Annotated in this window: 21 protein-coding genes; 15 read left to right on the forward strand and 6 right to left on the reverse strand. The window is 62.9% G+C overall.

The genetic code is table 11. The annotated features are described in order from the left end of the window. Positions 1 to 83 precede the first annotated feature (83 nt). From AC1D1B_RS18150 to lpxB, 13 genes are all read left to right on the forward strand, one after another. The gene (locus AC1D1B_RS18150) at positions 84 to 611 is read left to right on the forward strand and encodes a nuclear transport factor 2 family protein (RefSeq protein WP_477333822.1); all 528 of its coding nucleotides are present in this window, start codon (positions 84 to 86) and stop codon (positions 609 to 611) included. Positions 612 to 646: 35 nt separating this feature from the next. Further along, positions 647 to 1756, forward strand: coding sequence for an aldo/keto reductase (locus AC1D1B_RS18155; protein WP_477333823.1), 1110 nt, complete (start codon positions 647 to 649; stop codon positions 1754 to 1756). A gap of 152 nt (positions 1757 to 1908) precedes the next feature. Then, a complete protein-coding gene (pyrH, locus tag AC1D1B_RS18160) occupies positions 1909 to 2631 on the forward strand; it encodes a UMP kinase (protein ID WP_477333824.1) in 723 nt (240 codons plus the stop codon). 99 nt (positions 2632 to 2730) lie between these two features. Continuing rightward, positions 2731 to 3285, forward strand: coding sequence for a ribosome recycling factor (gene frr / locus AC1D1B_RS18165; RefSeq protein WP_477333825.1), 555 nt, complete (start codon positions 2731 to 2733; stop codon positions 3283 to 3285). A gap of 31 nt (positions 3286 to 3316) precedes the next feature. Further along, the gene (locus tag AC1D1B_RS18170) at positions 3317 to 4039 is read left to right on the forward strand and encodes an isoprenyl transferase (protein WP_477333826.1); all 723 of its coding nucleotides are present in this window, start codon (positions 3317 to 3319) and stop codon (positions 4037 to 4039) included. A gap of 11 nt (positions 4040 to 4050) precedes the next feature. Further along, on the forward strand, positions 4051 to 4866 hold the full coding sequence (locus AC1D1B_RS18175; protein ID WP_477333827.1) for a phosphatidate cytidylyltransferase: 816 nt from the start codon (positions 4051 to 4053) through the stop codon (positions 4864 to 4866). A gap of 104 nt (positions 4867 to 4970) precedes the next feature. Then, positions 4971 to 6113: an RIP metalloprotease RseP gene (gene rseP, locus AC1D1B_RS18180; protein WP_477333828.1), complete on the forward strand. Its 1143-nt coding sequence runs from the start codon at positions 4971 to 4973 to the stop codon at positions 6111 to 6113. Positions 6114 to 6330: 217 nt separating this feature from the next. Continuing rightward, complete coding sequence (bamA, locus tag AC1D1B_RS18185) at positions 6331 to 8703, forward strand: outer membrane protein assembly factor BamA (RefSeq protein ID WP_477333829.1); 2373 nt, start codon at positions 6331 to 6333, stop codon at positions 8701 to 8703. Between the two features lie 74 nt (positions 8704 to 8777). Continuing rightward, a complete protein-coding gene (gene lpxD, locus AC1D1B_RS18190; protein WP_477333830.1) occupies positions 8778 to 9836 on the forward strand; it encodes a UDP-3-O-(3-hydroxymyristoyl)glucosamine N-acyltransferase in 1059 nt (352 codons plus the stop codon). A gap of 1 nt (position 9837) precedes the next feature. Next, positions 9838 to 10290, forward strand: a complete 453-nt coding sequence (fabZ, locus tag AC1D1B_RS18195; RefSeq protein WP_477333831.1) for a 3-hydroxyacyl-ACP dehydratase FabZ — start codon at positions 9838 to 9840, stop codon at positions 10288 to 10290. 15 nt (positions 10291 to 10305) lie between these two features. Continuing rightward, the gene (lpxA, locus tag AC1D1B_RS18200) at positions 10306 to 11139 is read left to right on the forward strand and encodes an acyl-ACP--UDP-N-acetylglucosamine O-acyltransferase (protein WP_477333832.1); all 834 of its coding nucleotides are present in this window, start codon (positions 10306 to 10308) and stop codon (positions 11137 to 11139) included. Further along, a complete protein-coding gene (locus AC1D1B_RS18205; RefSeq protein ID WP_477333833.1) occupies positions 11126 to 12028 on the forward strand; it encodes an LpxI family protein in 903 nt (300 codons plus the stop codon). The genes lpxA and AC1D1B_RS18205 overlap by 14 nt, the downstream gene beginning before the upstream one ends. Then, entirely contained in the window at positions 12018 to 13193 is a 1176-nt protein-coding gene (lpxB, locus tag AC1D1B_RS18210) for a lipid-A-disaccharide synthase (RefSeq protein ID WP_477333834.1), read from the forward strand. Before AC1D1B_RS18205 ends, lpxB begins: the two co-directional genes overlap by 11 nt. 59 nt (positions 13194 to 13252) lie before the next feature. Here the strand turns inward: lpxB and gltA are convergent, their stop codons facing one another. Next, positions 13253 to 14584 carry a citrate synthase gene (gene gltA, locus AC1D1B_RS18215; RefSeq protein WP_477333835.1) on the reverse strand — a complete coding sequence of 444 codons (1332 nt, stop codon included), beginning with the start codon at positions 14582 to 14584 and terminating at the stop codon, positions 13253 to 13255. 181 nt (positions 14585 to 14765) lie between these two features. Next, a complete protein-coding gene (gltX, locus tag AC1D1B_RS18220; protein WP_477333917.1) occupies positions 14766 to 16190 on the reverse strand; it encodes a glutamate--tRNA ligase in 1425 nt (474 codons plus the stop codon). 122 nt (positions 16191 to 16312) lie between these two features. Here gltX and AC1D1B_RS18225 point away from each other — a divergent pair, with 122 nt between their 5' ends. Continuing rightward, positions 16313 to 18784, forward strand: a complete 2472-nt coding sequence (locus tag AC1D1B_RS18225) for a ComEC/Rec2 family competence protein (protein ID WP_477333836.1) — start codon at positions 16313 to 16315, stop codon at positions 18782 to 18784. Here the strand turns inward: AC1D1B_RS18225 and lexA are convergent. Together lexA and AC1D1B_RS18235 are read right to left on the reverse strand one after the other, a co-directional pair. Continuing rightward, positions 18778 to 19530: a transcriptional repressor LexA gene (gene lexA / locus AC1D1B_RS18230; RefSeq protein WP_181057046.1), complete on the reverse strand. Its 753-nt coding sequence runs from the start codon at positions 19528 to 19530 to the stop codon at positions 18778 to 18780. The genes AC1D1B_RS18225 and lexA overlap by 7 nt on opposite strands. Positions 19531 to 19749: 219 nt before the next feature. Further along, positions 19750 to 20529: a GntR family transcriptional regulator gene (locus AC1D1B_RS18235; RefSeq protein ID WP_477333837.1), complete on the reverse strand. Its 780-nt coding sequence runs from the start codon at positions 20527 to 20529 to the stop codon at positions 19750 to 19752. Between the two features lie 166 nt (positions 20530 to 20695). Here AC1D1B_RS18235 and kynU point away from each other — a divergent pair, with 166 nt between their 5' ends. Further along, positions 20696 to 21943 carry a kynureninase gene (gene kynU / locus AC1D1B_RS18240; RefSeq protein WP_477333838.1) on the forward strand — a complete coding sequence of 416 codons (1248 nt, stop codon included), beginning with the start codon at positions 20696 to 20698 and terminating at the stop codon, positions 21941 to 21943. 89 nt (positions 21944 to 22032) lie between these two features. Here kynU and kynA read toward each other — a convergent pair whose 3' ends face one another. Both kynA and AC1D1B_RS18250 read right to left on the reverse strand, forming a co-directional pair. After that, the gene (gene kynA / locus AC1D1B_RS18245) at positions 22033 to 22869 is read right to left on the reverse strand and encodes a tryptophan 2,3-dioxygenase (protein WP_477333839.1); all 837 of its coding nucleotides are present in this window, start codon (positions 22867 to 22869) and stop codon (positions 22033 to 22035) included. After that, a complete protein-coding gene (locus AC1D1B_RS18250; protein WP_477333840.1) occupies positions 22866 to 24491 on the reverse strand; it encodes an AMP-binding protein in 1626 nt (541 codons plus the stop codon). Before AC1D1B_RS18250 ends, kynA begins: the two co-directional genes overlap by 4 nt. Positions 24492 to 24636 lie beyond the last annotated feature (145 nt).

A 24636-nucleotide genomic window follows, 5' to 3' on the forward strand; every position in this document is an offset into this window, starting at 1 on the left:
AATGCAATCTTACCGATGCCAGCGTGGCGGGCCATATTGTGGTCAACACATCGACGGCGGGCAGATGCACAGGGAGAAAAAACATGAACGCTTTGAAAAACGTAGCCTTCGCCGCAGGCCTTGCCCTGGCGCCGGCAGATGCCGGCGGCGCCGAGCCGTCCGGCTGGCGCGCGCTGGCCGACGAACGCGCCGTCATCCGTATCGCCGACGCCATTGACCGTGCCGTCGATGCGCAGGACTGGAAGCTTGCGCGTTCCTATTTCGCCGACCGGGTCACCGTCGACTTCAGCAGCCTGTCGGGACAGCCCGCAGCCACCATCCCTTCCGACGATCTGATCGGCACCTGGGCCGGCAACCTCAGGGGCAGCAAGACCAGCCTGCATCTGCGCACCAACCACCAGGTGGTTCTTGAGGCGGATGCGGCCAGCGTCTCCTCCAACGGCTATGCCTGGAACCGGATGGAGGGCAATGGCGATCCGCTCTGGGAAGTCTGGGGCACCTACGAGCATCATCTGGTCCGCTCCGGCGCCGGCTGGAAGGTCGACGGCTTCATTTTCCGCGCCACGCATGAGCGCGGCAACCTCTGGGTCAAGACCACGCCCGGCCAGTGAGCCGGCATCAAAAAAATCAGGATCGGAAAAACACCATGACCATGAACTACTACACGCTGGGCAACAGCGGCCTCAGAGTGAGTCGGTTGGCTCTGGGCACCATGACCTTCGGCACCGAATGGGGCTGGGGCGCGGACAGGGAAACCGCCCGCGCCATGGTCGACGCCTACGTCGACGCCGGCGGTAATTTCTTCGACACCGCCGACCTCTATACCGGTGGCACCGCCGAAACCTGGCTTGGTGAATTCATCGCTGAACGCGGCTTGCGCGACAGAGCGGTGATCGCCACAAAATTCACCTTCAACGCGGACCCTGGCAATCCCAACGCCGGCGGCAATGGGCGCAAGAACATACTGCGTGCCGTCGACGCTTCGCTGAAGCGGTTAGGCACCGACTACATCGACCTCTATCTCATGCACGTCTGGGACAGCCTGACACCGGCCGAGGAGGTGATGCGCACGATGGATGATCTCGTGCGCGCAGGCAAAATCCGCCATGTCGGCCTGTCCGACGTGCCGGCCTGGTATGCTGCCCGGGCGCAAACGATCGCCGAATTGCGCGGCTATGAGCCGGTGTCGGCCCTGCAGCTCGAATACTCGCTGGCCGAGCGTTCGATCGAGCATGAGTTCGTGCCCTTCGGCATCCGCCACGGTGCCGGCATCATGGTGTGGAGTCCGCTGGCCAGCGGCCTGCTCAGCGGCAAGTACCGGCCGACGCAGGATGGCAATGCCGGTCGGCTCGACGGCTTTCGCAACACCACCCATCCGGGGTTCCAGAAGTTTACCGAGCGTAACTGGGCGATCGTGGCGGAACTCGAAAAGGTCGCCGCCGAGCTCGGGCGCAGCATGCCCCAAGTCGCCGTCAACTGGGCGGTAACGCAGCCGGGCATCGCCTCGGTGATCCTTGGCGCCACGAAACTGGCGCAGCTGCAGGACAATCTGACGGCGCTGGATTTCACGATTCCCGCCGAGCTTCGCGAGCGGTTGGATCACGTCAGCAAGACACCGCCGCCATTCCCCTATTCTTTTTTCGGTCCCGAGATCCAGGCCCGGGTTACCGGCGGCGCCGTGACCGGCGACAAGCCGGTCGGCTATATGCCGCCGCTGCTTGTCGAAGGCGACGCCGTTAGCATCACCAGTCGCTGACTGGCCGCGACAAAACCGGCGGAATTGGGCGAAGGGCGCCGCGTGACATCGCGGCGCCCTTCGTGTATCGGAACTCGGCATCGCGCCAGCGGCGGCGCCCGCATGAGGGTGGCCTGCCCAGCCGCGCCACACGCAATAATGACGAGGTCCAGATGACGGCAAAGCCCCTCTATCGACGTGTCTTGCTGAAAGCGTCGGGCGAAGCATTGATGGGCGAGCAGCATTTCGGCATCGACGTCTCGGTCGTCGACCGCATCGCCGCCGATATTGCCGAAGCCCGCGCGCTCGGCATCGAGGTCGGCGTCGTCATCGGCGGCGGCAACATCTTTCGCGGCGTGGCGGTGGCATCCAAGGGCGGCGACCGCGTCACCGGCGACCATATGGGCATGCTGGCCACCGTCATCAACTCGCTGGCGCTGCGCACCTCGCTGAACAAGATCGGCGTCGACGCCGTAGTACTGTCGGCGATCGCCATGCCCGAACTGTGCGAGAGCTTTTCCCAGCGCCAGGCCACCGCCTATATGAACCAGGGCAAGGTCGTCATTTTCGCCGGCGGTACCGGCAATCCGTTCTTCACCACCGATTCGGCCGCGGCCTTGCGCGCTGCCGAGATCGGCGCCGATGCCCTGTTCAAGGGCACCCAGGTTGACGGCGTCTATTCAGCCGATCCCAAGAAGGAACCGAATGCCACCCGCTTCGAGCGCATCAGCCATGCCGAAGTCATCAACAAGGGGCTTTCGATCATGGATACCGCCGCAATTGCACTTGCGCGCGAAAACAACATCCCGATAATCGTCTATTCGATCCACGAAAAAGGTGGTTTCGGCGATATTCTGAGGGGCGGCGGCCGTTGCACGATCGTCGCCGACGAGTAAATCCGGAGTATACTCTCCGGAACGGGGACCAGTTTTTCGAAAGCGGGCTATTCGGGCCCTAAGCAGTGAACCCGGATCAAACGGGTCGAGGAGACTAAGATGAGTGGTGAGTTCGACGACCTCAGGCGGCGCATGGATGGCGCGATCGCGGCCTTCAAGCACGATCTGGCTTCGCTGCGCACCGGCCGCGCCTCCAGCAATCTGCTCGACGCCATCCAGGTCCAGGCCTATGGCACCACCATGCCGATCAACCAGGTAGCGAACGTGTCGGTGCCGGAGCCGCGCATGATTTCGGTTTCAGTCTGGGACAAGTCGATGGTCGGCGCTGTCGACCGCGCCATCAGAGAATCCAATCTCGGCTTCAATCCGATCGTCGATGGCACCAATCTGCGGATCCCGCTGCCCGAGCTCAACGAGCAGCGCCGCAAGGAGCTGGTCAAGATTTCGCACGGCTACGCCGAGAACGCCCGCGTTGCGGTGCGTCATGTCCGCCGCGACGGCATGGACTTCTTGAAGAAGGCGGAAAAGGACGGCGATATCAGCGAGGATGATCAGCGCAAGCGCTCCGATCAGGTCCAGAAGCTGACCGACGAGACGATCAGCACCATCGATCACCTGCTTTCCGATAAGGAAGCTGAAATTATGCAGGTTTAGGGTCGGCCCACACCGGCCCGAAAGCGAGACCATGGCAACGCCCGCGCATGTCGCGATCATCATGGATGGAAACGGACGCTGGGCCAAGGCGCGCGGCATGCCGCGGCTTGCCGGCCATCGCGCCGGCGTCGAAGCGTTGCGCAAGACGGTGCGCGCCGCGCCCGGTCTCGGCATTTCCTTCCTGACCGTCTACGCCTTTTCGTCGGAAAACTGGTCGCGGCCCAAATCCGAAGTCAGCGACCTGATGGGGCTGTTGAAGCTGTTCATCCGCCGCGATCTGGCCGAACTGCACCAGAGCGGCGTGCGCGTCAGGATTATCGGCGACAGGGCAGGGCTGCAGTCCGACATCAGGGGCCTGCTCGAAGAGGCCGAATCGCTGACCGCCCGCAATGAAGCGCTGACGCTTGTCATCGCCTTCAACTATGGCGGGCGCGACGAGATCGTGCGCACGGCGCGCAAGCTCGCAGCCGCCGTAGCGCGCGGCGAGATCGACAGCGAGGCGATCACGGCGGACACTTTTGCCGCCTCGCTCGACACCGCGGGCATTCCAGATCCGGAACTGGTCATCCGCACCAGCGGCGAGCTTCGGCTGTCGAATTTCCTTTTGTGGCAGGCAGCCTACAGCGAGTTGGTCTTCCTGCCCTGCTACTGGCCCGATTTCAGCCGCGAACACCTGGCTGACGCACTGCGCGATTTTGCTGGCCGCGAGCGCCGCTTCGGCGGGCTTGCCGCTCAAGACGTCGCCGCCTCGTGACCGGCGGCGGGATGAACAATCTCCAGCTTCGCATCGTCTCGGCGCTGGTGCTGGCTGCAATAGCGCTTGGGCTGACCTGGTTGGGCGGGCTGTGGTTCCACCTGCTTAGCGCCGGCATTTCGGCAGTCATCTTCTATGAATGGGCGCGCATGTCACGCCCTGCGGCCGGTGCGGCCCTCGGTTTCGTTCCAGAGGCGTTGCTTCTGGTTTTCGTCGGCGCTCTTATCGCCGGCGTGCCGGCGTTGTGGCTTCTGTCTCTTGTCCTGGCGATGGTCGTCGTTGCGGCGGTCGGCGCACGCATGCGCGGAGCCGCGCAATGGGATGCTGCCGGCCTTGCCTACGCAGCGCTGTCCGGCCTGTCGCTGGCGCTGCTGCGCGACGGCGACCGTTCCGGCCTGGTCGCGATCCTGTTTCTGTTCGCCGTGGTCTGGGCGACCGACGTCTTCGCCTATTTCGTCGGCCGCGCCGTTGGCGGTCCCAAGCTCGCGCCATCGATATCACCCGGCAAGACGCAGAGCGGCGCGCTCGGTGGCGCCATAGGCGGTGTCGTAGCCGGCCTGCTTCTGGCGGCTGCGGCGGGAGCCAGCAATCTTGCTGTCCTGGCGCTGGTCGCACTGGTGCTGTCGATCGTCTCCCAGGCTGGCGACCTCTTCGAGTCCTGGGTCAAGCGCCGCCACGGCCGCAAGGATTCCAGCGCATTGATACCAGGGCATGGCGGCGTCATGGACAGGGTGGACGGGCTTGTCGCGGCGGCTTTTGCCCTATACGTCATCGGTTGGATTTCGGCGGGCGCCGATCATCCGGCGCAGGGGCTTTTTCCGGCTTGAGCGGTATTTGACGGCGAAGAAATGGCGCGCGCCACGGATTCGCCTGGATTGATGTCACAGTCGCGGCGTCACCTTTTCGCCGTGGGTGAATTTGAGGGCACGACTTGAACGAGATTCTTCACGCGTTTTTCAGCACGGAAGGCTTTGTCCTCGGCACACTGGTGCCGTTTCTGTTCGTGCTGACTGTCGTCGTCTTCGTGCACGAGATGGGACACTACCTCGTCGGCCGCTGGTGCGGCATCGGCGTAAAAGCCTTTTCGATCGGCTTCGGCCCCGAGCTTTTCGGCTTCAACGACAGCCACGGCACGCGCTGGAAGCTCTGCGCCATACCGCTCGGCGGCTATGTCAAATTCGTCGGCGACATGAGCGTCACGTCGAGCCAGCCCGGCACGGACGAGCTGGACAAGCTGACCGATGCCGAACGCGAAGTTGCCTTCCACACGCAGCCGATCTGGAAGCGCGCTGCCACGGTGTTTGCCGGGCCGCTATTCAATTTCCTTTTGACCATCGCCGTCTTCACCGTGATGTTTTCCCTTTATGGCCGCCCGGTGCTGGAGCCGATGGTGGCTCAGGTCACCGCCGGCAGTCCGGCTGAAAAGGCTGGCATCTTGCCCGGCGATCGATTCGTCGCCGTCAACGGCAGCAAGGTTGAGACCTTCGCCGACGTCCAGCGCCTTGTGCAGGGTCGCGCTGGCGATTCGCTCACCTTTACAATGCTGCGCGATGGCAAGGAGATTGCCGTCACCGCGACGCCGGAGTTGATGGAACAGCAGGACGCGCTGGGCAACAAAACCAAGGTGGCCGTCATTGGCGTCGTCAACAACAAGGAGCTCGGTCAGCCAAGGGTGATCACCTACAGCCCGATTGGCGCGCTGGGAGCGGCGGTCGAGCAGACGGGGCAGGCCATTCAGGGCACGGGTCACTTCCTGCAACGTTTTGTTGTCGGCCGCGAGGACAAATGCCAACTGGGTGGCCCGATCAAGATCGCCAAGATGTCGGGGCAGGCGGCCAAACTTGGCTTCGAATGGCTCGTGCAACTTGTTGCATTACTGTCCGTCGGGATCGGAATTCTGAACCTTTTACCGATTCCCCCCCTCGACGGCGGCCATCTCCTGTTCTACGCCATCGAAGCCGTTTTCCGACGTCCGGTATCGGAGCGGATGATGGAAATGGGGTACCGGGCCGGCCTCTTTCTGGTGCTGGGATTTATGGGCTTCGTTTTCTGGAACGATCTGTTTGGGTGCTGAAATCATGAAGAAATTCGGCTTCGGCACCGGCAATGTTGAGACGCCGTTTACCATGCACGGGGGTATGCGTGACGCGAAAGCCACGCATCAGGGTTAAGTAATTACAAATTAACCAGAAGCCTTGCGTGTAGGGAAAATCCGGTTAATACGGTAGGGGAAATTACCGCACGTCCGGTTTTCTCGCCGTGGGGACTTCGAGAAAAGGTACAAAAGCCCGATGAAGGCAGCATCCAAGTTTTTGAGCGCCGCGTCCGCGGTGGCTATTTCCGCCGCTCTGGTTGTGCCAGGCGCGCTCGCCGTGCAGTTCGTTGCCACATCTGCGGCTGAAGCCGCCGTTGTCTCGAGAGTGGAGGTCAGCGGCAACCAGCGTGTCGACGCCGACACCATTCGTAATTATATCACGATCAAGCCGGGCAAGGCGTTTTCCAGCGCCGATATCGACGATGCGGTCAAGGCGCTGTTCGGCACCGGGCTGTTCTCGGACGTGCAGATCAACCAGGTCGGCTCGACGCTGGTGGTCAAGGTTTCTGAATATCAGGTGGTGAATCAGGTTCTGTTCCAGGGCAACAAGAAGCTCAAGGACAATGCGCTGGCGGTCGCGGTGCAGTTGAAGCCGCGCGGCACCTTCTCGCAGGCAACGCTGGATTCCGATGTCGAGGCGGTCAAGGCCGCCTACAGGCGCATTGGCCGTGACGATGCGGCTGTGACGACGCAGATTATGGATCTCGGCGACAACCGCGTGAATGTGGTCTTCAACATCAACGAAGGCGGCCGCACCAAGATCGCCGCAGTGAATTTTGTCGGCAACAGCGCCTATTCAAGCCGCCGCCTGTCCGACGTCATCGCCACCAAGCGCTCAAGCTTCCTGTCTTTTGTGCTGCGTGATGACGTCTATGACGAGGACAAGCTGCGCGCTGACCAGGAGACGCTGCGTCGCTTCTACTACAATCACGGCTATGCCGACTTCCAGGTGGTGTCCGCTGTCGGCGAGCTCGACGACACGACCAACCAGTACACGGTCACCATCACCGTGCAGGAAGGCGACCGCTATACGTTCGGCGACGTCAGCGTCGAGAGCACCATTCCGGAAGTCGACTCGAAGTCGCTGGAATCGGTGGTCCAGACCCACAAGGGCGACGTCTACAACGCCAAGGATGTCGAAGACACCATCATCGCGCTGACCGAGAAGGTCGCGGGTTCGGGCTATGCCTTCGCCCAGGTGACGCCGCGCGGCGACCGCAACTTCGAAAACCACACCATTTCGGTCGTCTATACCATCGACCAGGGCACCAAGGCCTATATCGAGCGCATCGAAATTCGCGGCAACGATCGTACGCGCGACTACGTCATTCGTCGCGAATTCGACGTCAGCGAAGGCGACGCCTTCAACCAGGTTCTCATCCAACGCGCGAAAAAGCGGCTGGAAGCGCTGGATTATTTTGAGAAAGTCGACATCTCGAGTGTTCCCGGCTCCGAGCCTGACCAGGTCGTGCTGGTGGTCGACGTGGTCGAGAAGTCGACCGGCGAGTTCTCGGTCGGCGCCGGTTATTCGACCGGTGGCGAGACCGCTGGTCCGTCCGTCGAGGGATCGATCGCGGAGCGCAACTTCCTCGGTCGCGGCCAGTACATCAAGGTTTCGGCCGGCGGCGGCAAGAATTCGCGCGACTATGCGCTCTCCTTCACCGAGCCCTATTTCCTCGGACGACGCATCGCCGCAGGCTTCGATATCTTCCAGCAGACGCGCAACTACGACCACTATGACAGCGAGACGCTCGGTGCGACGGTCCGCTTCGGCCTGCCGATCACCGACAATATCTCGACCCAGCTGGCGTACAATATCGCCCAGGAGAAGTACAAGCTCGACGATGGTTGCGATGACACGCCTCACGATGGGGTTCCCGACGCCGACTGCGACGTATCTCCGGCGATCGTCGAGGGAATTGACGAAAGCCCGTGGATCAAGTCGTCGGTCAGCCTTGGGCTGGTTTACAACACCATCGACGACATGAAGAGCCCGCATGAAGGCATCTACGCCACCACGACTGTGGAAGTGGCCGGCCTTGGTGGTGACGCGAAATTCGTCAAGGTTACCGGTCGTGGCACTGTCTACCAGACCTTGTCCGAACAGTTGGATCTGGTCGGCCTGATCTCAGGCGGCGCTGGCCATATTGCGGGCTATGGCGATAACGGCCTGCGTATCTTCGATCAGTTCCAGAGCAGCGACCGCATGATCCGTGGCTTCGAGTATGGTGGTATCGGCCCTGCGGATATTGCAACGGGTGACCACCTCGGCGGTACCACCTATTTCAATGCGTCGGCGGAAGCCCAGTTCCCAGTACCGGTCATTCCGGAAAGCTTCGGCCTGCGTGGCGCAGTGTTTGCAGATGCCGCCACACTGTACGGCAGCAAGATTGACACCGTCGGGGTCACTCAAGCTTCAACTGACATGAAGCTGCGCGCCTCGGTTGGTGTCGGCTTGTTGTGGTCATCGCCTTTCGGCCCGATCCGCATCGACTACGCGATCCCGGTCAAGAAAGAGTCGACCGACGACGTGCAGGAATTCAACTTCGGCATGTCGAGCCGCTTCTGACTGCGGGTAACGATGCTTCCGGGCCGTTGGGTCCGGAAGAGACTGACCCAACTTAGCTGGATATTGCTTCTGGAATGACCGATCCGGTGTTCTTCGCGCCCTCACGCCGGTATACGGCCGGCGAAGTCGCGAATCTGACCGGCGCGGCGCTTGTCGATTCGGACCTTGCCCACATTTCGATCGACGCCTTGGCGCCAGCCAATGAAGGCGGCGAGGGCGCGCTCGTCTTCGTCGACGGCAGGCGCAATTTCGCGCTGATGCAGTCGCTGAAGGCGGCGGCCGTGCTGTGTCCGGCCGAATTTGCAACCAAGGCGCCGGCCGGCATTGCGGTTCTGGTCCATCCTCGGCCGCAACAGGCTTTCGCCATGGTCGGACGGCTGCTGTTCCCGATGGCGGCAACTCCGGGACCGATGACCAGCGAAACCGGGGTCTCGCCGCAGGCTCACGTCGATGCCTCGGCGCATATCGAGGCCGGGGCGATCATCGAGGCCGGAGCGGTCATCGGCCCGCGCGCTTCCATCGGCAGCGGAACGGTCATTGCGCCCCACGCCGTTATCGGCCCCTCCTGCCAGATCGGCCGCGATGGATATATTGGTCCAGGCGTCAGCGTCCAGTATGCGCTGATCGGCAACCGCGTCATCATCCATGGTGGCGCCCGCATCGGCCAGGACGGGTTCGGTTTCGTTGGCGGCGCCAAAGGACCCGAGCGCGTGCCGCAGATCGGCCGTGTCATCATCCAGGACGATGTTGAAATCGGCTCGAACACGACAGTCGATCGCGGTGCCATGTCGGATACGGTCATCGGCCAAGGCACCAAGATCGACAATCTGGTGCAGATCGCCCATAACGTTCGCATCGGCCGCAATTGCATTATAGCCGGGCTTTCGGGTATTTCCGGCTCCGTCGTCGTCGGCGATGGTGTCACCATGGGCGGCGGCGTAGGGCTTGCCGATCATTTGACCATAGGATCAGGGGCCAAGCTTGCGGCGAGAAGTGGGTTTATGAGCAACGTCCCGGCAGGCGAGATCTGGGGTGGCTATCCGGCGCAGCCGATGGCGGAAGCCATGCGCGAGATTGCCATGCTCCGAAAGCTCGCCAGGACACGCAAGCAGGGCGAGGGGGGAAGTAGCTGAGATGGTGCCGGCGACGCTCGAAGCAGTCGATATATTGGGGTTGATGAAGCTTTTGCCGCATCGCTATCCCTTCCTGATGATCGACCGCATCGTCGAGATCGACGGCAACGACTCGGCCATCGGCATCAAGAACGTGACCATCAATGAGCCGCATTTCCAGGGCCATTTCCCGGACCAGCCGGTGATGCCGGGTGTGCTGATCGTCGAGGCCATGGCGCAGACGGCGGGCGCAATCTGCATCCGCAACCTCAACACGGAAAAGCCTTCGCTGGTCTATTTCCTCACCATCGACAATGCGAAATTCCGCAAACCGGTCGTTCCGGGCGACCAGTTGAAGATCCACGTCAAGAAAATCAAGATGCGCGGTAACCTGCTCAAATTCGCCTGCGAGGCGATGGTGGACGGCGCCAAGGCGGCTGAAGCCGAGATCTCGGCTATGATGGTTACCGGCTGACGGTTCGAAATGCTCATGAAAATACAGACTTCAATCCATCCCTCGGCCGTTATCGAGGCCGGTGCCCAAATCGGCGACGGCGCCTCTATCGGGCCTTTCTGCTACGTCGGCACTGACGCCGTGATCGGTGACCGCGTCGAACTGGTCAGCCATGTCTCGGTGCTGGGTGCTACCACCATCGGCGCCGGGACCAAGGTTTATCCGATGGCGACACTGGGTGGGCCGCCACAAAACACCAAGCACAAGGGCGGCCGCACCACATTGGTTATCGGCCAGAACTGCACGATCCGCGAAGGCGCGACCATGCATCTCGGCACCGATTCCAGCCGTGGCGAGACGACCATCGGCGACAATGGCAATTTCCTTGCCTATGCTCACATTGCTCATGACTGCGTCGTCGGCAACAACGCCACCTTTGCCAATGGCGCCACCTTGGGCGGCCATTGCGAGGTCGGCAACAATGTCTATATCGGCGGCCTGACAGCCGTTCATCAGTTTGTCCGTATCGGCGACAACGCCTTTCTCGGCGGCTGCTCAGCAATCGTCGGCGATGTCATCCCCTACGCCATTGCCGTCGGCAACCGCGCGAGCCTGCGGGGCCTCAACATCATCGGCCTGAAGCGCTCCGGCCTGTCGCGCGCCGAAATCCAGGTGCTGCGCAAGACTTACAAGACGATCTTCGACCGCTCCCGCACCGTCGGCGAAAACATCGAATTCGCCAAGGCCGAGTTCGCCTCGTCGCCGACCGCCATGAAAATCATCGATTTCATCGCCAGTCGCGGCAAGCGGCACTATGCCGTCCCGTCGCTTAAAGGTGGCGCCGGCGACGATGCCGATGACGAAGACTGAGGCCAGATCAACGGGCCTCGATCTCGCGCCGGACGCCAGGGTCGGCATCATTGCCGGCGGCGGCAGCCTGCCGGTCGAAGTTGCCGCCGGCCTGGCAGAGGCCGGACATCCGCCCGTCATCATCCTGGTCGAAGGTCAGGCCGACCGTCAGTCCGAGCTCACAATCTACGAGCATGAAAGCCTCGCCCTTGAAGACATCGGCTCGCTGGTTGCGTTGCTGCGGCGCCGGCGGATCACCCATCTGGTGCTTGCCGGCGAGATCAGGCGCAGGCCGCGGCTGGTCGACATGCGCCCAAGCCTTGGGCTATTGGCGCTGATACCCTCGGTCGCCATGGCGCTTGCGCGTGGCGATGACGGCCTGTTGAAGATATTGACCCGCGGCCTGGAGGCGCGCGGCGTCAAAGTCGTCGGCGCACATGAGGTCGTGCCCCGGCTTGTCGCGGCCGAAGGGGCGCTGACCAAGGCAGTGCCGCGAAAGTCCGACTGGCGCGATATCGAGGCGGCACATGCGGCAGCAAAAGCCATCGGTGTGCTCGACATCGGCCAGGCGGCCATTGCCATCGGCGGTCGCGCTATTGCCTTGGAAGGCGTCGAGGGCACCCATGGACTCCTTGAGCGGACGCAACAACTGCGCGGCCATGGCAGGCTCGCCGGCAAGACGCGCGGTGTCCTGGTCAAATGCGCCAAGCCCGGCCAGGAATTGCGTGCCGATCTGCCGTCCATTGGTCCCCAGACGGTCGAGGCGGCACACGCCGCCGGGCTTGCCGGCATTGCCGTCGAAGCCGGCCGTTCGCTGATCCTTGAAGGCCCCGTTGTTATCGCGCGCGCCAATGCACTCGGCCTTTTCGTGTTCGGCCTGCCGGCCGCGGAGCCTGCCCATGGCCACTGAGAAGCCGCTGAAGATCGCCATCGTCGCCGGCGAAGAGTCCGGTGACCTGTTGGGCGCCGACATCGTGCAGGCGCTGAAACGCATGACCGGGCGCGATATCAGGCTGGTCGGCATTGGCGGGCGGCATCTGCAGGCGCTAGGGCTGGTGCCGCTGTTCGACGGAGCCGAGATCGCGCTGATGGGGCTCAGCGCCATCCTGCGCGACCTGCCGCGCCTGATGCGGCGCATCAGCCAGACGGCAAGTGCCGTTGCCGCTGAAAAACCCGACTGTCTCATCACCATCGACAGCCCGGATTTTTCGCTGCGTGTCGCCAAGAAAGTCCGCGCTGCCGATCCCTCGATCCCGATCGTCCACTATGTCTGCCCGAGCGTCTGGGCGTGGCGGCCGGGCAGGGCGCCGGCGATGAAGCCCTATGTCGACCACATATTGTGCATCCTGCCTTTCGAGGTGAAGGAGCTGAGCCGCCTCGGCGGCCCGCCCGGCACCTATGTCGGACACCGCCTTACGCATGATCCGGGCGTGATGAGCGCGGCCAGGGCGCAAGCCCAGCCACGCGATCTCTCGGGTGACCGCATCAAGACGCTGCTCGTCCTGCCCGGGTCGCGGCGCGGTGAGGTGAGCCGGCTTATCGAACCGTTCGGCGAGACAGTCTCGGCCCTGCGGGCGCGCGGACACCGCCTGCGCCTGCTGTTGCCCACGGTGCCGCATGTCGCCGAGTTGGTCAGGACGTCGGTGGCGCGCTGGGATGAAAAGCCTGAGATCATCCTCGATGCGGAGCGCAAATGGCAGGCCTTCGGCAAGGCCGATGCGGCGCTGATTGCATCTGGAACAGTGTCGCTGGAACTGGCGCTATCGGGCGTGCCCATGATCTCATGCTACCGGCTCGATCCGGTGATGCGCATGGTTCAGGGGCTGGTGACGGTGTGGAGCGCCGCCTTGCCCAATCTGATCGCCGACCAGGCGATCGTGCCGGAACACTATAACCAGTATGTGCGGCCGCGTTATCTGGCGCGGCAACTCGAGGCTCTGTTTTCAGACACCGCCTATCGCACCTGGCAAAAGGACGGCTTTGCCGAAGTCGCCAGACGCATGGCCGCCGACAAGCCCTCCGGCGACATTGCCGCGGAGGTGGTGATGCGGTGCGTGGTAGGCAGTAGGCAGTAGGCAGTAGGCAGTAGGGCTTTCTTTCTATTGGCTATTGCCTATTGCCTACTCACTATTCCCTATCTTTTCGCAATCGGCACGTAGTCGCGTTCCGGGGCGCCGGTATAGAGCTGGCGCGGACGGCCGATCTTCTGGTGTGGATCCTCGATCATCTCCTTCCACTGCGCGATCCAGCCGACGGTGCGGGCAACCGCAAACAGCACGGTGAACATGGTGGTGGGGAAGCCCAGCGCCTTCAGCGTGATGCCGGAGTAGAAGTCGACGTTCGGATAGAGCTTCTTCTCGATGAAGTAGGAATCGGTCAGCGCGATCTTTTCCAGCTCCATGGCGATGTCGAGCAGCGGATCGTCCTTGATGCCAAGTTCGCCCAGCACTTCATGTGCCGTCTTCTGCATGATTTTCGCACGAGGATCGTAGTTCTTGTAGACGCGGTGACCAAAGCCCATCAGCCGGAACGGATCGTTCTTGTCCTTGGCGCGGGCGATGAATTCCGGGATGTGGTCGACATGGCCGATCTCGCCCAGCATGTTGAGCGCGGCTTCGTTGGCGCCGCCATGCGCCGGGCCCCACAGGCAAGCAATGCCGGCGGCAATGCAGGCAAACGGATTGGCGCCCGACGAGCCGGCAAGACGCACCGTCGAGGTCGAGGCGTTCTGCTCATGGTCGGCATGCAGGATAAAGATGCGCTCCATGGCGCGCGCCAGCACCGGGTTGATCTTGTATTCCTCGCACGGCACGGCGAAGCACATGTGCAGGAAGTTGGCGGCGAAGTTCAGCTCGTTCTTCGGGTAAATGAAGGGCTGGCCGATATGGTATTTGTAGGCCATGGCCGCGATCGTCGGCATCTTGGCGATCAGCCGCATCGAGGCGACCATCCGCTGGTACGGGTCCGAAATGTCGGTGGAGTCGTGATAGAAGGCCGACAGCGCGCCGACCACGCCGCACATCACGGCCATCGGATGCGCATCGCGGCGGAAGCCGGTGAAGAAGCGCGACATCTGCTCATGCACCATGGTGTGGCGCGTCACCCGGTAGTCGAAATCGTCCTTCTGCGCCTTGGTCGGCAGTTCGCCGTAGAGCAGGAGGTAGCAGACTTCGAGGAAGTCGCCATGTTCGGCCAGCTGGTCGATCGGATAGCCGCGGTGCAGGAGGATGCCGGCATCGCCGTCAATGAAGGTGATCGCCGACTCGCAGCTTGCCGTCGAGGTGAAGCCGGGGTCATAGGTAAAGGCGCCGGTTGTGCTGTAGAGCGCACCGATGTCGATGACGTCAGGCCCGACCGAACCGCTTCGCACCTTGAACTCGTGCGTCTTGCCGGCCAGTTCGAGCGTGGCAGTCGACGGGTGCGTCGTCTTGCTGCCGGGTTCCAGTTTTGTCGCAGCTTCGCTCATTCTCAAACTCCTTCATGTTCCTCATGCCGGCAAGGCTATTCCTGCAAACGACACGTCGAAATCACCGGAATGCGCGAACTCGCCACCGCATTTTGGGAGGTGCGTGCCAGATTGGGCCAAGGCCTAATGTTGCACTGCGAAACGCGCCTTTCAATGCCAATCTTCTTGGGCCAGTTCGCTCCTAATCGATTTGATCCGCAATCCGCGCCAGGCTTTCCTCGCGGCCGAGCACGGCAAGCACGTCGAACACGCCGGGTGAGGTGCTGCGGCCGGTCAGGGCTGCTCTTAGCGGTTGGGCCACCGCGCCAAGCTTGTGGCCGCCGGCCGTCGCGAACTCGCGCACCGCGGCTTCCGCCGCTGCGGCCGTCCATTCACCTGAAACCGTCTGCAATGCAGCGTGTGCCCCGCGCAGGATCGTACGCGCATCGGCATTGAGAAGCGCTGCCGCCTTGTCGTCGATCGGCAGCGGCCGCTCGACGAACAGGAAACCGGCGCCATCGGCCAGTTCCACCAGTGTCTTGGCACGCTCTTTCAGGCCAGGTAACGCGGCCAGCAGTTGCGCCTTCCTGGTGTCGTCGAGGCGGGCGGCGAGCGCCGGGCCGCCTTCGAGATAAGGCAGAGTGGCGACGAAGATATCGAGCAGTGCTCTGTCGTCCATCTTGCGCATATGCACGCCGTTCAGCGCATCGAGCTTGGCGAAGTCGAAGCGCGCCGCACCCTTGTTGACGTCGCCAATGTCGAACCAGGCGATCATGTCCTTGATCGACATCACCTCGTCGTCGCCATGGCTCCAGCCGAGGCGGGCCAGATAGTTGAGCAGTGCCTCGGGCAGATAACCCATGGCGCGGTAGGCCTCGACGCCGAGCGCGCCATGCCGCTTCGACAATTTGGCGCCGTCGGCCCCATGGATCAGCGGGATGTGCGACATGGACGGCACCTCCCAACCCATGGCGTTGTAGATGACCGTCTGGCGCGCGGCATTGGTCAGGTGGTCGTCGCCGCGAATGATGTGGGTGACACCCATGTCGTGGTCGTCGACGACGACGGCATGCATGTAGGTCGGGACGCCATCCGAACGCAGGATGATGAAATCGTCGAGATCCTTGTTGGGGAAGCGCACCTCGCCCTGCACGCGGTCGTGCACCACGGTCTCGCCCTCGGTCGGCGCCTTGATGCGGATGGCGCCTTTGACGCCGGCGGGCGCCTCGGAGGGGGCGCGGTCGCGCCAAGCGCCATTGTAGCGCGGCGGCAGGCTCTTGGCGCGCGCCGCCTCGCGCATCGCCTCGAGCTCGGCCGGCGTCTCGTAGGCGTAGTAGGCCTTGCCCAGGCGCACCAGTTCCTCGGCCACCTCGCGGTGGCGCGGCGCGCGCTCGAACTGCGAGACGGCCTCGCCATCCCAGGACAGGCCGAGCCAGGTCAGCCCGTCCAGAATGGCCTGGGTTGCCGCGGCGCTGGAGCGTTCGCGGTCGGTGTCCTCGATGCGCAGCACCATCGTGCCGTCGGTGTGCTTGGCATACAGCCAGTTGAACAGCGCCGTGCGCGCGCCACCGATGTGAAGGTAGCCGGTGGGCGAGGGGGCAAAACGGGTGACCACCCTGTTGGACATGGCTATTTTGTTGGACATGGCAATTCTCGGGCAAAGCTGGAAAGCGGGGCGTGATCGCGCGGACTTTCGCGCTTTGCGCGTTCATGTAGCATAGGAGGTCTGGGGCGCAAGGGGCAGACCCGATGGCTGGACGTGGCCGGGGCGTGGATCAAGGCGAGGGCGCTGCGACAAGCGTCAACGAACGCTCCCTGTTTGCCGACAGTCCCCATGCCGAGCCGATGCCCGTCGTGCTGCCCGAGACGCGACCTGGCCTCCGGCCTTTGTCTCCGGATGACACTGCGTCGGTGCCGGTCGCCGTGCCCGCATCCGCCATCCGTTTGCGCAGGCTGCTACGCCGTTCGACATGGCCAGCAATCCGTCGCAGCCTTGCCGTGGCCGCCGTCACCGAACTCGACCGTGGCGTTGCCTTTCTGCTGGTGCCGGTTTTCCTGGCGGCCGGCGTGGTCCTTTACTTCTCGCTGGCCAGCGAGCCGGGCTTTGCCCAGCCAATCGCCATTGTGCTGCTCGCGGCCTGTTGCGCAGCCGTCGCGCGGTCCTGGCCGAGGACGCATCTGTGTTTTATGGCCGCGATGCTGTGCGCGCTCGGCGTCGTCGCCGTCAAGGTCGAGACCTGGCGTGCCGGAACGCAAATGCTCGGTTCCGAGATTCAAACACGGCTGACCGGCCGCGTCGTCAGTCTTGAGCAGATGGAAAACGGCCGCGTCAGGCTGACGCTCGACGTGATTTCGACCGCTCGCCCCAAGCTGCGCTACGCGCCGGAGCGGGTCAGGCTCTCGGCGCGCACTGTTCCCGCCGATATGACAGCCGGCTCCCTGATCACCGGCTATGCCAGGCTGTTGCCGCCGACCGGTCCGGTGCGGCCGGAGAGCTATGATTTCTCCTTCGACAGCTATTTCACCGGCATCGGCGGTAGCGGCTTCTTTCTCGGCAATCCCAAAACCATCGCCGCGCAAGGACCGCTGCCGCTGACCGCACGGCTCTCTTCGGCAATTGAGAATGCGCGCGAAAACATTGCCGATCATATCAGGGGCAAGATCGGCGGAGCCGAAGGCGAGATTGCCGCAGCGCTGATAGTCGGCGTGCGCGCCGGCATTCCGGACGAGGTCAACGAGGCGATGCGGCGCACCGGCATCTACCACATCATCTCCATTTCCGGCCTGCACATGGCGCTGGTTGCCGGCACCATCATGGCGTTGCTGCGGGGTGCGTTTGCGCTGTTTCCGGATTTCTCCTCGCGCCGGCCAGTCAAGAAATATGCGGCCGCCGCGGCCCTTGTCTCCATCGCCGCTTATCTCGTCATTTCAGGCGTCGTGGTTGCCGCCGAGCGCAGCTTCATCATGCTGGGGGTCATGCTCGTCGCGGTGCTGTTCGACCGTGCTGCGCTCACCATGCGCAATCTGGCGATCTCGGCCATCGCCGTCATCCTGGTGTCGCCGCATGAGGTCGTCGGCCCCAGTTTCCAGATGTCGTTTGCCGCAACCGCCGCGCTCGTCGGCGCCTATGCCGGCTGGGCCGACTACCGCGCCGACAAGGTGAGGCCGCCGCCGGCGAAACGCTCCTTTGTCGGCTTCCTGTCGCGAAAATTCCTGCTGGCCATGGGCGGCCTTGCCATGACCTCGATTATCGCTGGCAGTGCTACCGTGCTGTTTGCCATCTGGCATTTTCAGCGCGTGTCGCCGCTCAGCCTACTCGCCAATCTCACAGTAATGCCGATCGTCTCGCTGGTGGTCATGCCGTTCGCCGTGCTCAGCGCGCTGGCTATGCCGTTCGGCGCCGATGGGCCGTTCCTCTATGTGATGGGCAAGGGCCTGACCGCGATGATCGCTATATCGGCCTGGATTTCCGAGCGCTCGCCGGTCGATGCCGTCGGGTTGATCTCCATCCGCTCGGTGCTGCTGGTGGCGGTCGCCCTCGTCATTGCAACCATGGCCACCACCTGGCTGAGGCTGGCGGCCATTCCCTTCGCGCTGGCCGGCCTGTTGACGGTGCCGCAGGTGCGCACGCCTGATGTGCTCATTTCCGAGGATGCGCATTTGGTGGCTGTGCCTATCGGTGGCGGCGAACTCGCGCTCAATCGCGAACGCTTCAACGAATTCACCACAGATAACTGGAAACGCGCGCTGAGGGCCGAAACGATTATCCCGCCTGAGATATTCGAGGCAACAGACACGCGGTTCGATCTCGATCCACTCGATCTGCCGCCAGGCGCGCCCTTCTATTGCAGGAGCGATCTCTGCATTGCTCGGCATCCATCCGGTGCCATCATCGCGCTGGCGAAGGATCGCAAGACGGCCCGGCCGGCCTGCGCTTTCGCGAGCCTGATCGTCATCGACGATGCCACCGCCTACAATCCGTGCCGCGACCCGCTGGTGCTGGTCGTGACGAAGAAGCAGCTTGCCCGCCACGGCAGTGCCGCCGTCTTCTTCGATCCGCGATTGGCCGCGACAGCGCCAACCATCCGCTTCGCCGTCGACAAGCCTTATCGTCCCTGGCACGAGCAACGCCGCTTCTCACGCGAAGCGCGCGGCCTGCCGCCCTACAAGCAGCCTGAAAGGTCGGCGAAGCCGGCGTACAAACCTGAGCCGGTTCAGTAACGCCGGATCAATCCGACGAGTTTGCCCTGCACCTTGACCCGATCCGGCCCGAAGATGCGCGTCTCATAAGCCGGGTTGGCGGCTTCCAGCGCGATCGAGGCGCCCTTGCGGCGGAAGCGTTTCAGCGTCGCTTCCTCCTCGTCGACCAGTGCCACGATGATCTCGCCGGGGCTGGCGGTGTCGGCATTGCGGATAATGACCGTATCGCCGTCGAAAATGCCGGCCTCGATCATCGAGTCGCCCTTGACCTCAAGCGCGTAGTGTTCGCCGCCCATGATCATGTCCGGCGGCACCGAGATCGAATGCGTCTGGTGCTGGATGGCGTCGATCGGCACACCGGCGGCGATGCGTCCCATCACCGGGATCGACACCGCGGAAACCGCATCGTCATTGCCGGCGGACATCGAACGCGACGATGAGGCCGGCTTGATCTGCCGGCCGAGACCGCCTTGCCCCACGCCACCTTGGCCGAGACTGCCCTGGATGACGCTTGGCGAAAACTTCCTCGCCGCATTGAGGCCGGGCGCGATCGAGTCGGGCAGCCGCAGCACTTCCAGCGCGCGCGCCCGGTTCGGCAGCCGGCGAATGAAACCGCGCTCCTCGAGCGCCGTGATCAGGCGGTGAATGCCGGACTTGGAGGCGAGGTCCAGCGCCTCCTTCATCTCGTCGAAAGACGGCGGGATTCCGCTCTCCTTCAGGCGTTCATGGATGAACATCAGAAGCTCATGTTGTTTACGCGTCAGCATCGCGGCCCCCCGGGGTTCTGAAACCAGAATCGGAAAAAACAAACCCAGAACAAACACTATCTGTTCCAGTTGTGTTCCGCAACCATTTAAAGTTTAATGAATGTGTTGACGTTTTGTTCAGCTTAACATCGGCACGCCGCAGACAGCGCCTGCGCTCGTTTGCCGGCAACGGTGTTAAACGAGACTGAAGTGCCGAGGGTCTGCGTCATCTGGGCTGGTTCACGCCTTGCCCGATCGCCGCTGCTTTTTCGGGTGGGGCTGCGCCGCATCCGCCGCGCCGCCCGGTTCACTCTGGGCATAGACCTGCAGCGTGTAGCCGATGTGAACGGTCATCAGTGTTTTTGCGCGCTCAGTGTCGCGATCAAGGGCTGCTTCCATCAGTGCGGTGTGGTGTTCGATCGCCACGGCGTCGCGCAGGGCCTCCATGGCCTTCTGGTGTCCATCCTTGCGGCCGGCAGCCGCGCGCAGCGTTGGGGCCAGGCCCAGAAAGCGGTGATGGCGATGCAATTGGTCGGAGATCGTCGCATTGAAGCGCAGCAGCCAGCTGGATGTCGCGGCATTGAGCAGCGCCGCGTGGAAGGCATCATGTTTTTCGTACCACACGTCGACGGCATCATCGGAGGGATCGTCGAGAACGGACCCACACCGTGAGAGACGATAATGGGCGGTAACGACCGCGTCTTCCCACTGACGGTCGCCCTTCTCGATCGATTCCACCAGCAAGGGCAGTTCGACCACCAGCCGCGCACGCGACAAGTCCTCGAGCTCCGCCCGAGAGACGGGAGCGACCGCAAACCCACGGTTGCTGATGGCCGTCACAAGCCGTTCGGCCTCCAGCCGCGACAGCGCCTCGCGCAGCGGCGTCCAGCCGATACCATAGGTGCCGCGCAGCGTGCTCAGCTTCAACGGCGCGGCAGGCGCCAGCCGGGTCGCAAGAATATCGCGCCTGAGCAGCCGATAGGCCGCTTCCGTCTTCGAGGACTGCTCGTCATCCAGCATCGTGACCCATTAGACAGATTGCTCGGCTGATGATTATATATCAAAGCCTTTCATTGCGTAAATTATATATAATGTTTGACAGCTTCCGGAGGACCGCTCAAGATCGCCGGCATGTTTGGGCGGGCAGGCTCCGCCGAGTGCGTTTGTCCATGGAGGGCACCGGATCATGAGCATGACACCCGATCTCGCTGCAATCGAAGCTATGGATGCCGCTGATCCGCTGCGTTCCATGCGTGAACGCTTTGTCTTGCCGGAGGGCGTGATCTATCTCGACGGCAATTCGCTGGGTGCCGCGTCACCAGCCGTCTTCAGCGAACTGCAGCAGGCCGCGACGCGGGAATGGGCGCAGGATCTCATTCGCGCCTGGAACACCGCAGGCTGGTTCAACATGCCGGTGGAACTCGGAGATCAGCTCGGACGACTGATCGGCGCGGCCAACGGGCAGACGGTGGTCTGCGACACAACCTCGATCAACATCTACAAGCTGCTGCACGCCGCGCTCGGCATGCGGCCGGATCGGTCGGTCATCGTTGCCGAGGGCGACAGTTTCCCGACCGACCTCTACATGGCCGAAGGCGTGGCCTCGACCCGGCCGGGAACGCGGCTGCGGCTGGAGGGTGTCGACGCCGCCGCAATCGAGGAGCTGATCGACGACAGCGTTGCGGTCATCCTGGTCAACCACGTCAACTACAAATCCGGCCAGTTGCGCGACATGGCGGCGCTGACGCGCAAGGCACATGACGCCGGCGCGCTGATCATCTGGGATCTCTGCCACACGGCCGGCGCCTTGCCAGTCGAACTCGACCGTGCCAACGCCGATTTCGCCGTCGGCTGCACCTACAAATACCTCAATGGCGGCCCGGGCTCGCCGGCCTTCATCTATGCTGCCGCGCGCCACCATGGCGATGTCCACCAGCCGCTCAGCGGCTGGTGGGGCCATGCGCGGCCCTTTGCCTTCGAGCAGGGCTTTGCCGTCGGCAGCGGCATCCGCCGCTTTCTGTGCGGAACGCAGCCGGTGCTGTCGATGCGGGCGCTCAAGGGCGCACTCGATATCTGGAACGATGTCGATATGACGGCGGTGCGCAAAAAGAGCATCGCGCTGACCGACCTGTTTATCCAGCTCGTCGAAGCCAGATGCGGCGCCTACGGGCTTGAACTGGAAAGTCCTCGCGACGGCAGCCAGCGTGGCAGCCAGGTGTCATTCCTCCACCCGCACGGCTATCAGGTGATGCGCGCACTGATCGAGCGCGGCGTGATCGGCGATTTCCGGGCGCCGTCGACTATCCGTTTCGGCTTCACACCGCTCTATGTCGGTTATGGCGATGTCTGGCAGGCGGTCGAAGTGCTGGAGGATATTCTGCGCACCGGCGCGTGGCAGGACGCCCGCTTCGCGGCGAAGACCGCGGTTACCTGAAGCCGGCGCAATTCCAGGAAAAGTGTGACGCGGTTTTCCCGGGAAAAGCGCATTGCGCTTTGCCTTGGGAATTGCGCCAAACAAAGAGCTCAGAGCCGGGTGCGAACCGTCCAGAGCTCCGGAAACAGCACGACCTCCAGCATCTTCTTCAGGTAGGAGGCGCCTGAGGTGCCGCCGGTGCCGCGCTTCAAACCGATGATGCGCTCGACCGTGGTGACGTGGTTGAAGCGCCAGCGGCGGAAGTAATCCTCGAAGTCGACCAGCTTCTCGGCCAGTTCGTAGAGCATCCAGTAGCGCTGCGGGTCGCGGTAAACGGTTTGCCAGGCAACCAGCACTTCTTCGTTCTCTGCGCGCGTCTCGCGCCAGTCCGTGCGCCTGGCGTCGGCGCCGATGTCGAAGCCGTTGCGCGCCAGGAGCAGCAGCGCCTCGTCATAGAGCGACGGCGTGGCCAGGATCGCTTCCAGTCTGTCCGTAAGTTCTGGCCGGTGCTTGTGCGGGCCGAGCATGGCGAGGTTGCGGTTGCCCGCCATGAACTCGATGGCGCGGTACTGCCAGGACTGGAAGCCCGAGGATTGGCCGAGCGCGTCGCGAAACTCGGTGTACTCGCTGGGCGTCATCGTGCGCAGCACGTCCCAGGCATTGTTGAGCTGCTCGAAGATGCGCGCGACGCGAGACAGCATCTTGAAGCTCGGTTCGAGGCGGTCGGCGCGGATCGCGCGGATCGCGGCGCCGATCTCGTGCAAGGCCAGCTTCATCCACAATTCCGATGTCTGATGCTGGATGATGAACAGCATCTCGTCATGGGCAGAAGACAGTGGCGTCTGCGCGTCGAGCACCTTCTCCAGGTGCAGATAGTCGCTGTAGGACATTCGCTCATCGAACGACATCTGCGCGCCATCGGACGCCGGATCGTGCGGCTCGCTCAATTGCTCTTCTCCGCGCGCAACCGGAAGCGCTGGATTTTGCCGGTCTGGGTTTTGGGCAAGGCATCGATGAACTTTACCGAACGCGGATATTTGTAAGGCGCGATCGTTGCCTTGACGTGGTCCTGCAGGCGTTTGACGGTCAATGCGTCCGGCGTCACGCCTTGCACCAGCACGATATGCGCCTCGACGATCTGGCCTCGCTCGCGGTCCTCGGCGCCGATGACGGCGCATTCGGCGACATCGGGATGCGAAAGCAACGCCGCTTCGACCTCGGGACCTGCAATGTTGTAGCCGGCGCTGACGATCATGTCGTCGGAGCGCGCGGCGAAATGGAAGAAACCGTCCTCGTCCTGGGTAAAAGTGTCGCCGGTGAGGTTCCAGCCGTCGCGGACATATTCCTTCTGCCTTTCATCGGCCATGTAGCGGCAGCCGGTCGGGCCGCGCACCGCCAGGCGGCCTGTCGAACCGCGCGGCACCTCTCGCATCTCGTCATCGACGATGCGTGCCTGATAGCCGCCGACGGCCTTGCCGGTGGAGGCTGGCTTCATGTCGTCGAAGCGGTTGGAGATGAAGATGTGCAGCATTTCGGTGGCGCCGATCCCATCGAGGATCGGCTTGCCGGTCTTTTCAGTCCATTCCTCGAAAACAGGCGCCGGCAGTGTTTCGCCGGCCGAAACCGCGACGCGCAACGAGGACAGGTCAGCACCTTCATCCATGGCCTTCAGCATCGCCCGATAGGCGGTCGGCGCGGTGAAGGAAATGGTCGCCCGGTAGGTCTCGATGATGTGGATCATGTTGGGCGGCGTCGCCTGTTCCAGCAACGTCGCCGCGGCACCGAAGCGCAACGGGAAGATGGCGAGCCCGCCAAGACCGAAGGTGAAGGCGAGAGGCGGGGAGCCGACGAAGATGTCGTCCGGCGTCACCTCCAGGATTTCGCGGGCGTAGGCGTCAGCGATGATCAGCAGGTCGCGGTGGAAATGCATCGTCGCCTTCGGCACACCGGTGGTGCCGGAGGTGAAGCCGAGCAGGGCGACGTCGTCGCGGCCAGTGTTGACGGCAGTGAAGGTGACCGGCTTGTCGAGGGCGACGCGATCGAGTTCCGCGTCATGGTTGGCCGTGCCGTCGAAGCCGATGACCTGCTTGAGATACGCACTGCCCTTGGCGCAGGCGGTCATCTCGTCCATCAGCCTTGTATCGCAAAGTGCGATTGTGATTTCCGCCTTGTCGACAATCTTGGCGAGTTCGCCGGCACGCAACATCGGCATGGTGTTGACGACCACCGCGCCAACCTTGGTGGCGGCCAGCCAGCAGGCGACCATGGCCGGGTTGTTGGCCGAACGGATCAGCACCCGATTGCCCGGTTTGACGCCGTAATTTTCGACCAGCGCATGGGCCAGCCTGTTCGTCCAGTCGGACAGTTCCTTGTAGGTGCGGCGGCGGCCATTGCCGATCAGCGCGGTGTGGTCGCCAAAGCCCTTTTCGACCAGCCTGTCGGTCAATTCAACGCCGGCGTTTATGTGGTCGGGATAGTGGAAGCCGTCGAGCAGAAACTCCGGCCATTGATCCGGCGGCGGCAGGTTGTCGCGCGTGAATGTGTCGATATGCGCTGATGGCCCAAGCATTTTTCGGCTGCCCCTGTCTGCCTCACGCCCACGGCTGAACAATCACAGGATCGCACCAGTCGAAATTTGTTTCAAGCCTAAAATGTTTTTAGGGTGGAGCATTGACGTCGCCTTTGCCGGCGGCCATTCCTGTCGACTGAACTGA

It is taken from the genome of Mesorhizobium sp. P2_C5_2 (assembly GCF_056404535.1).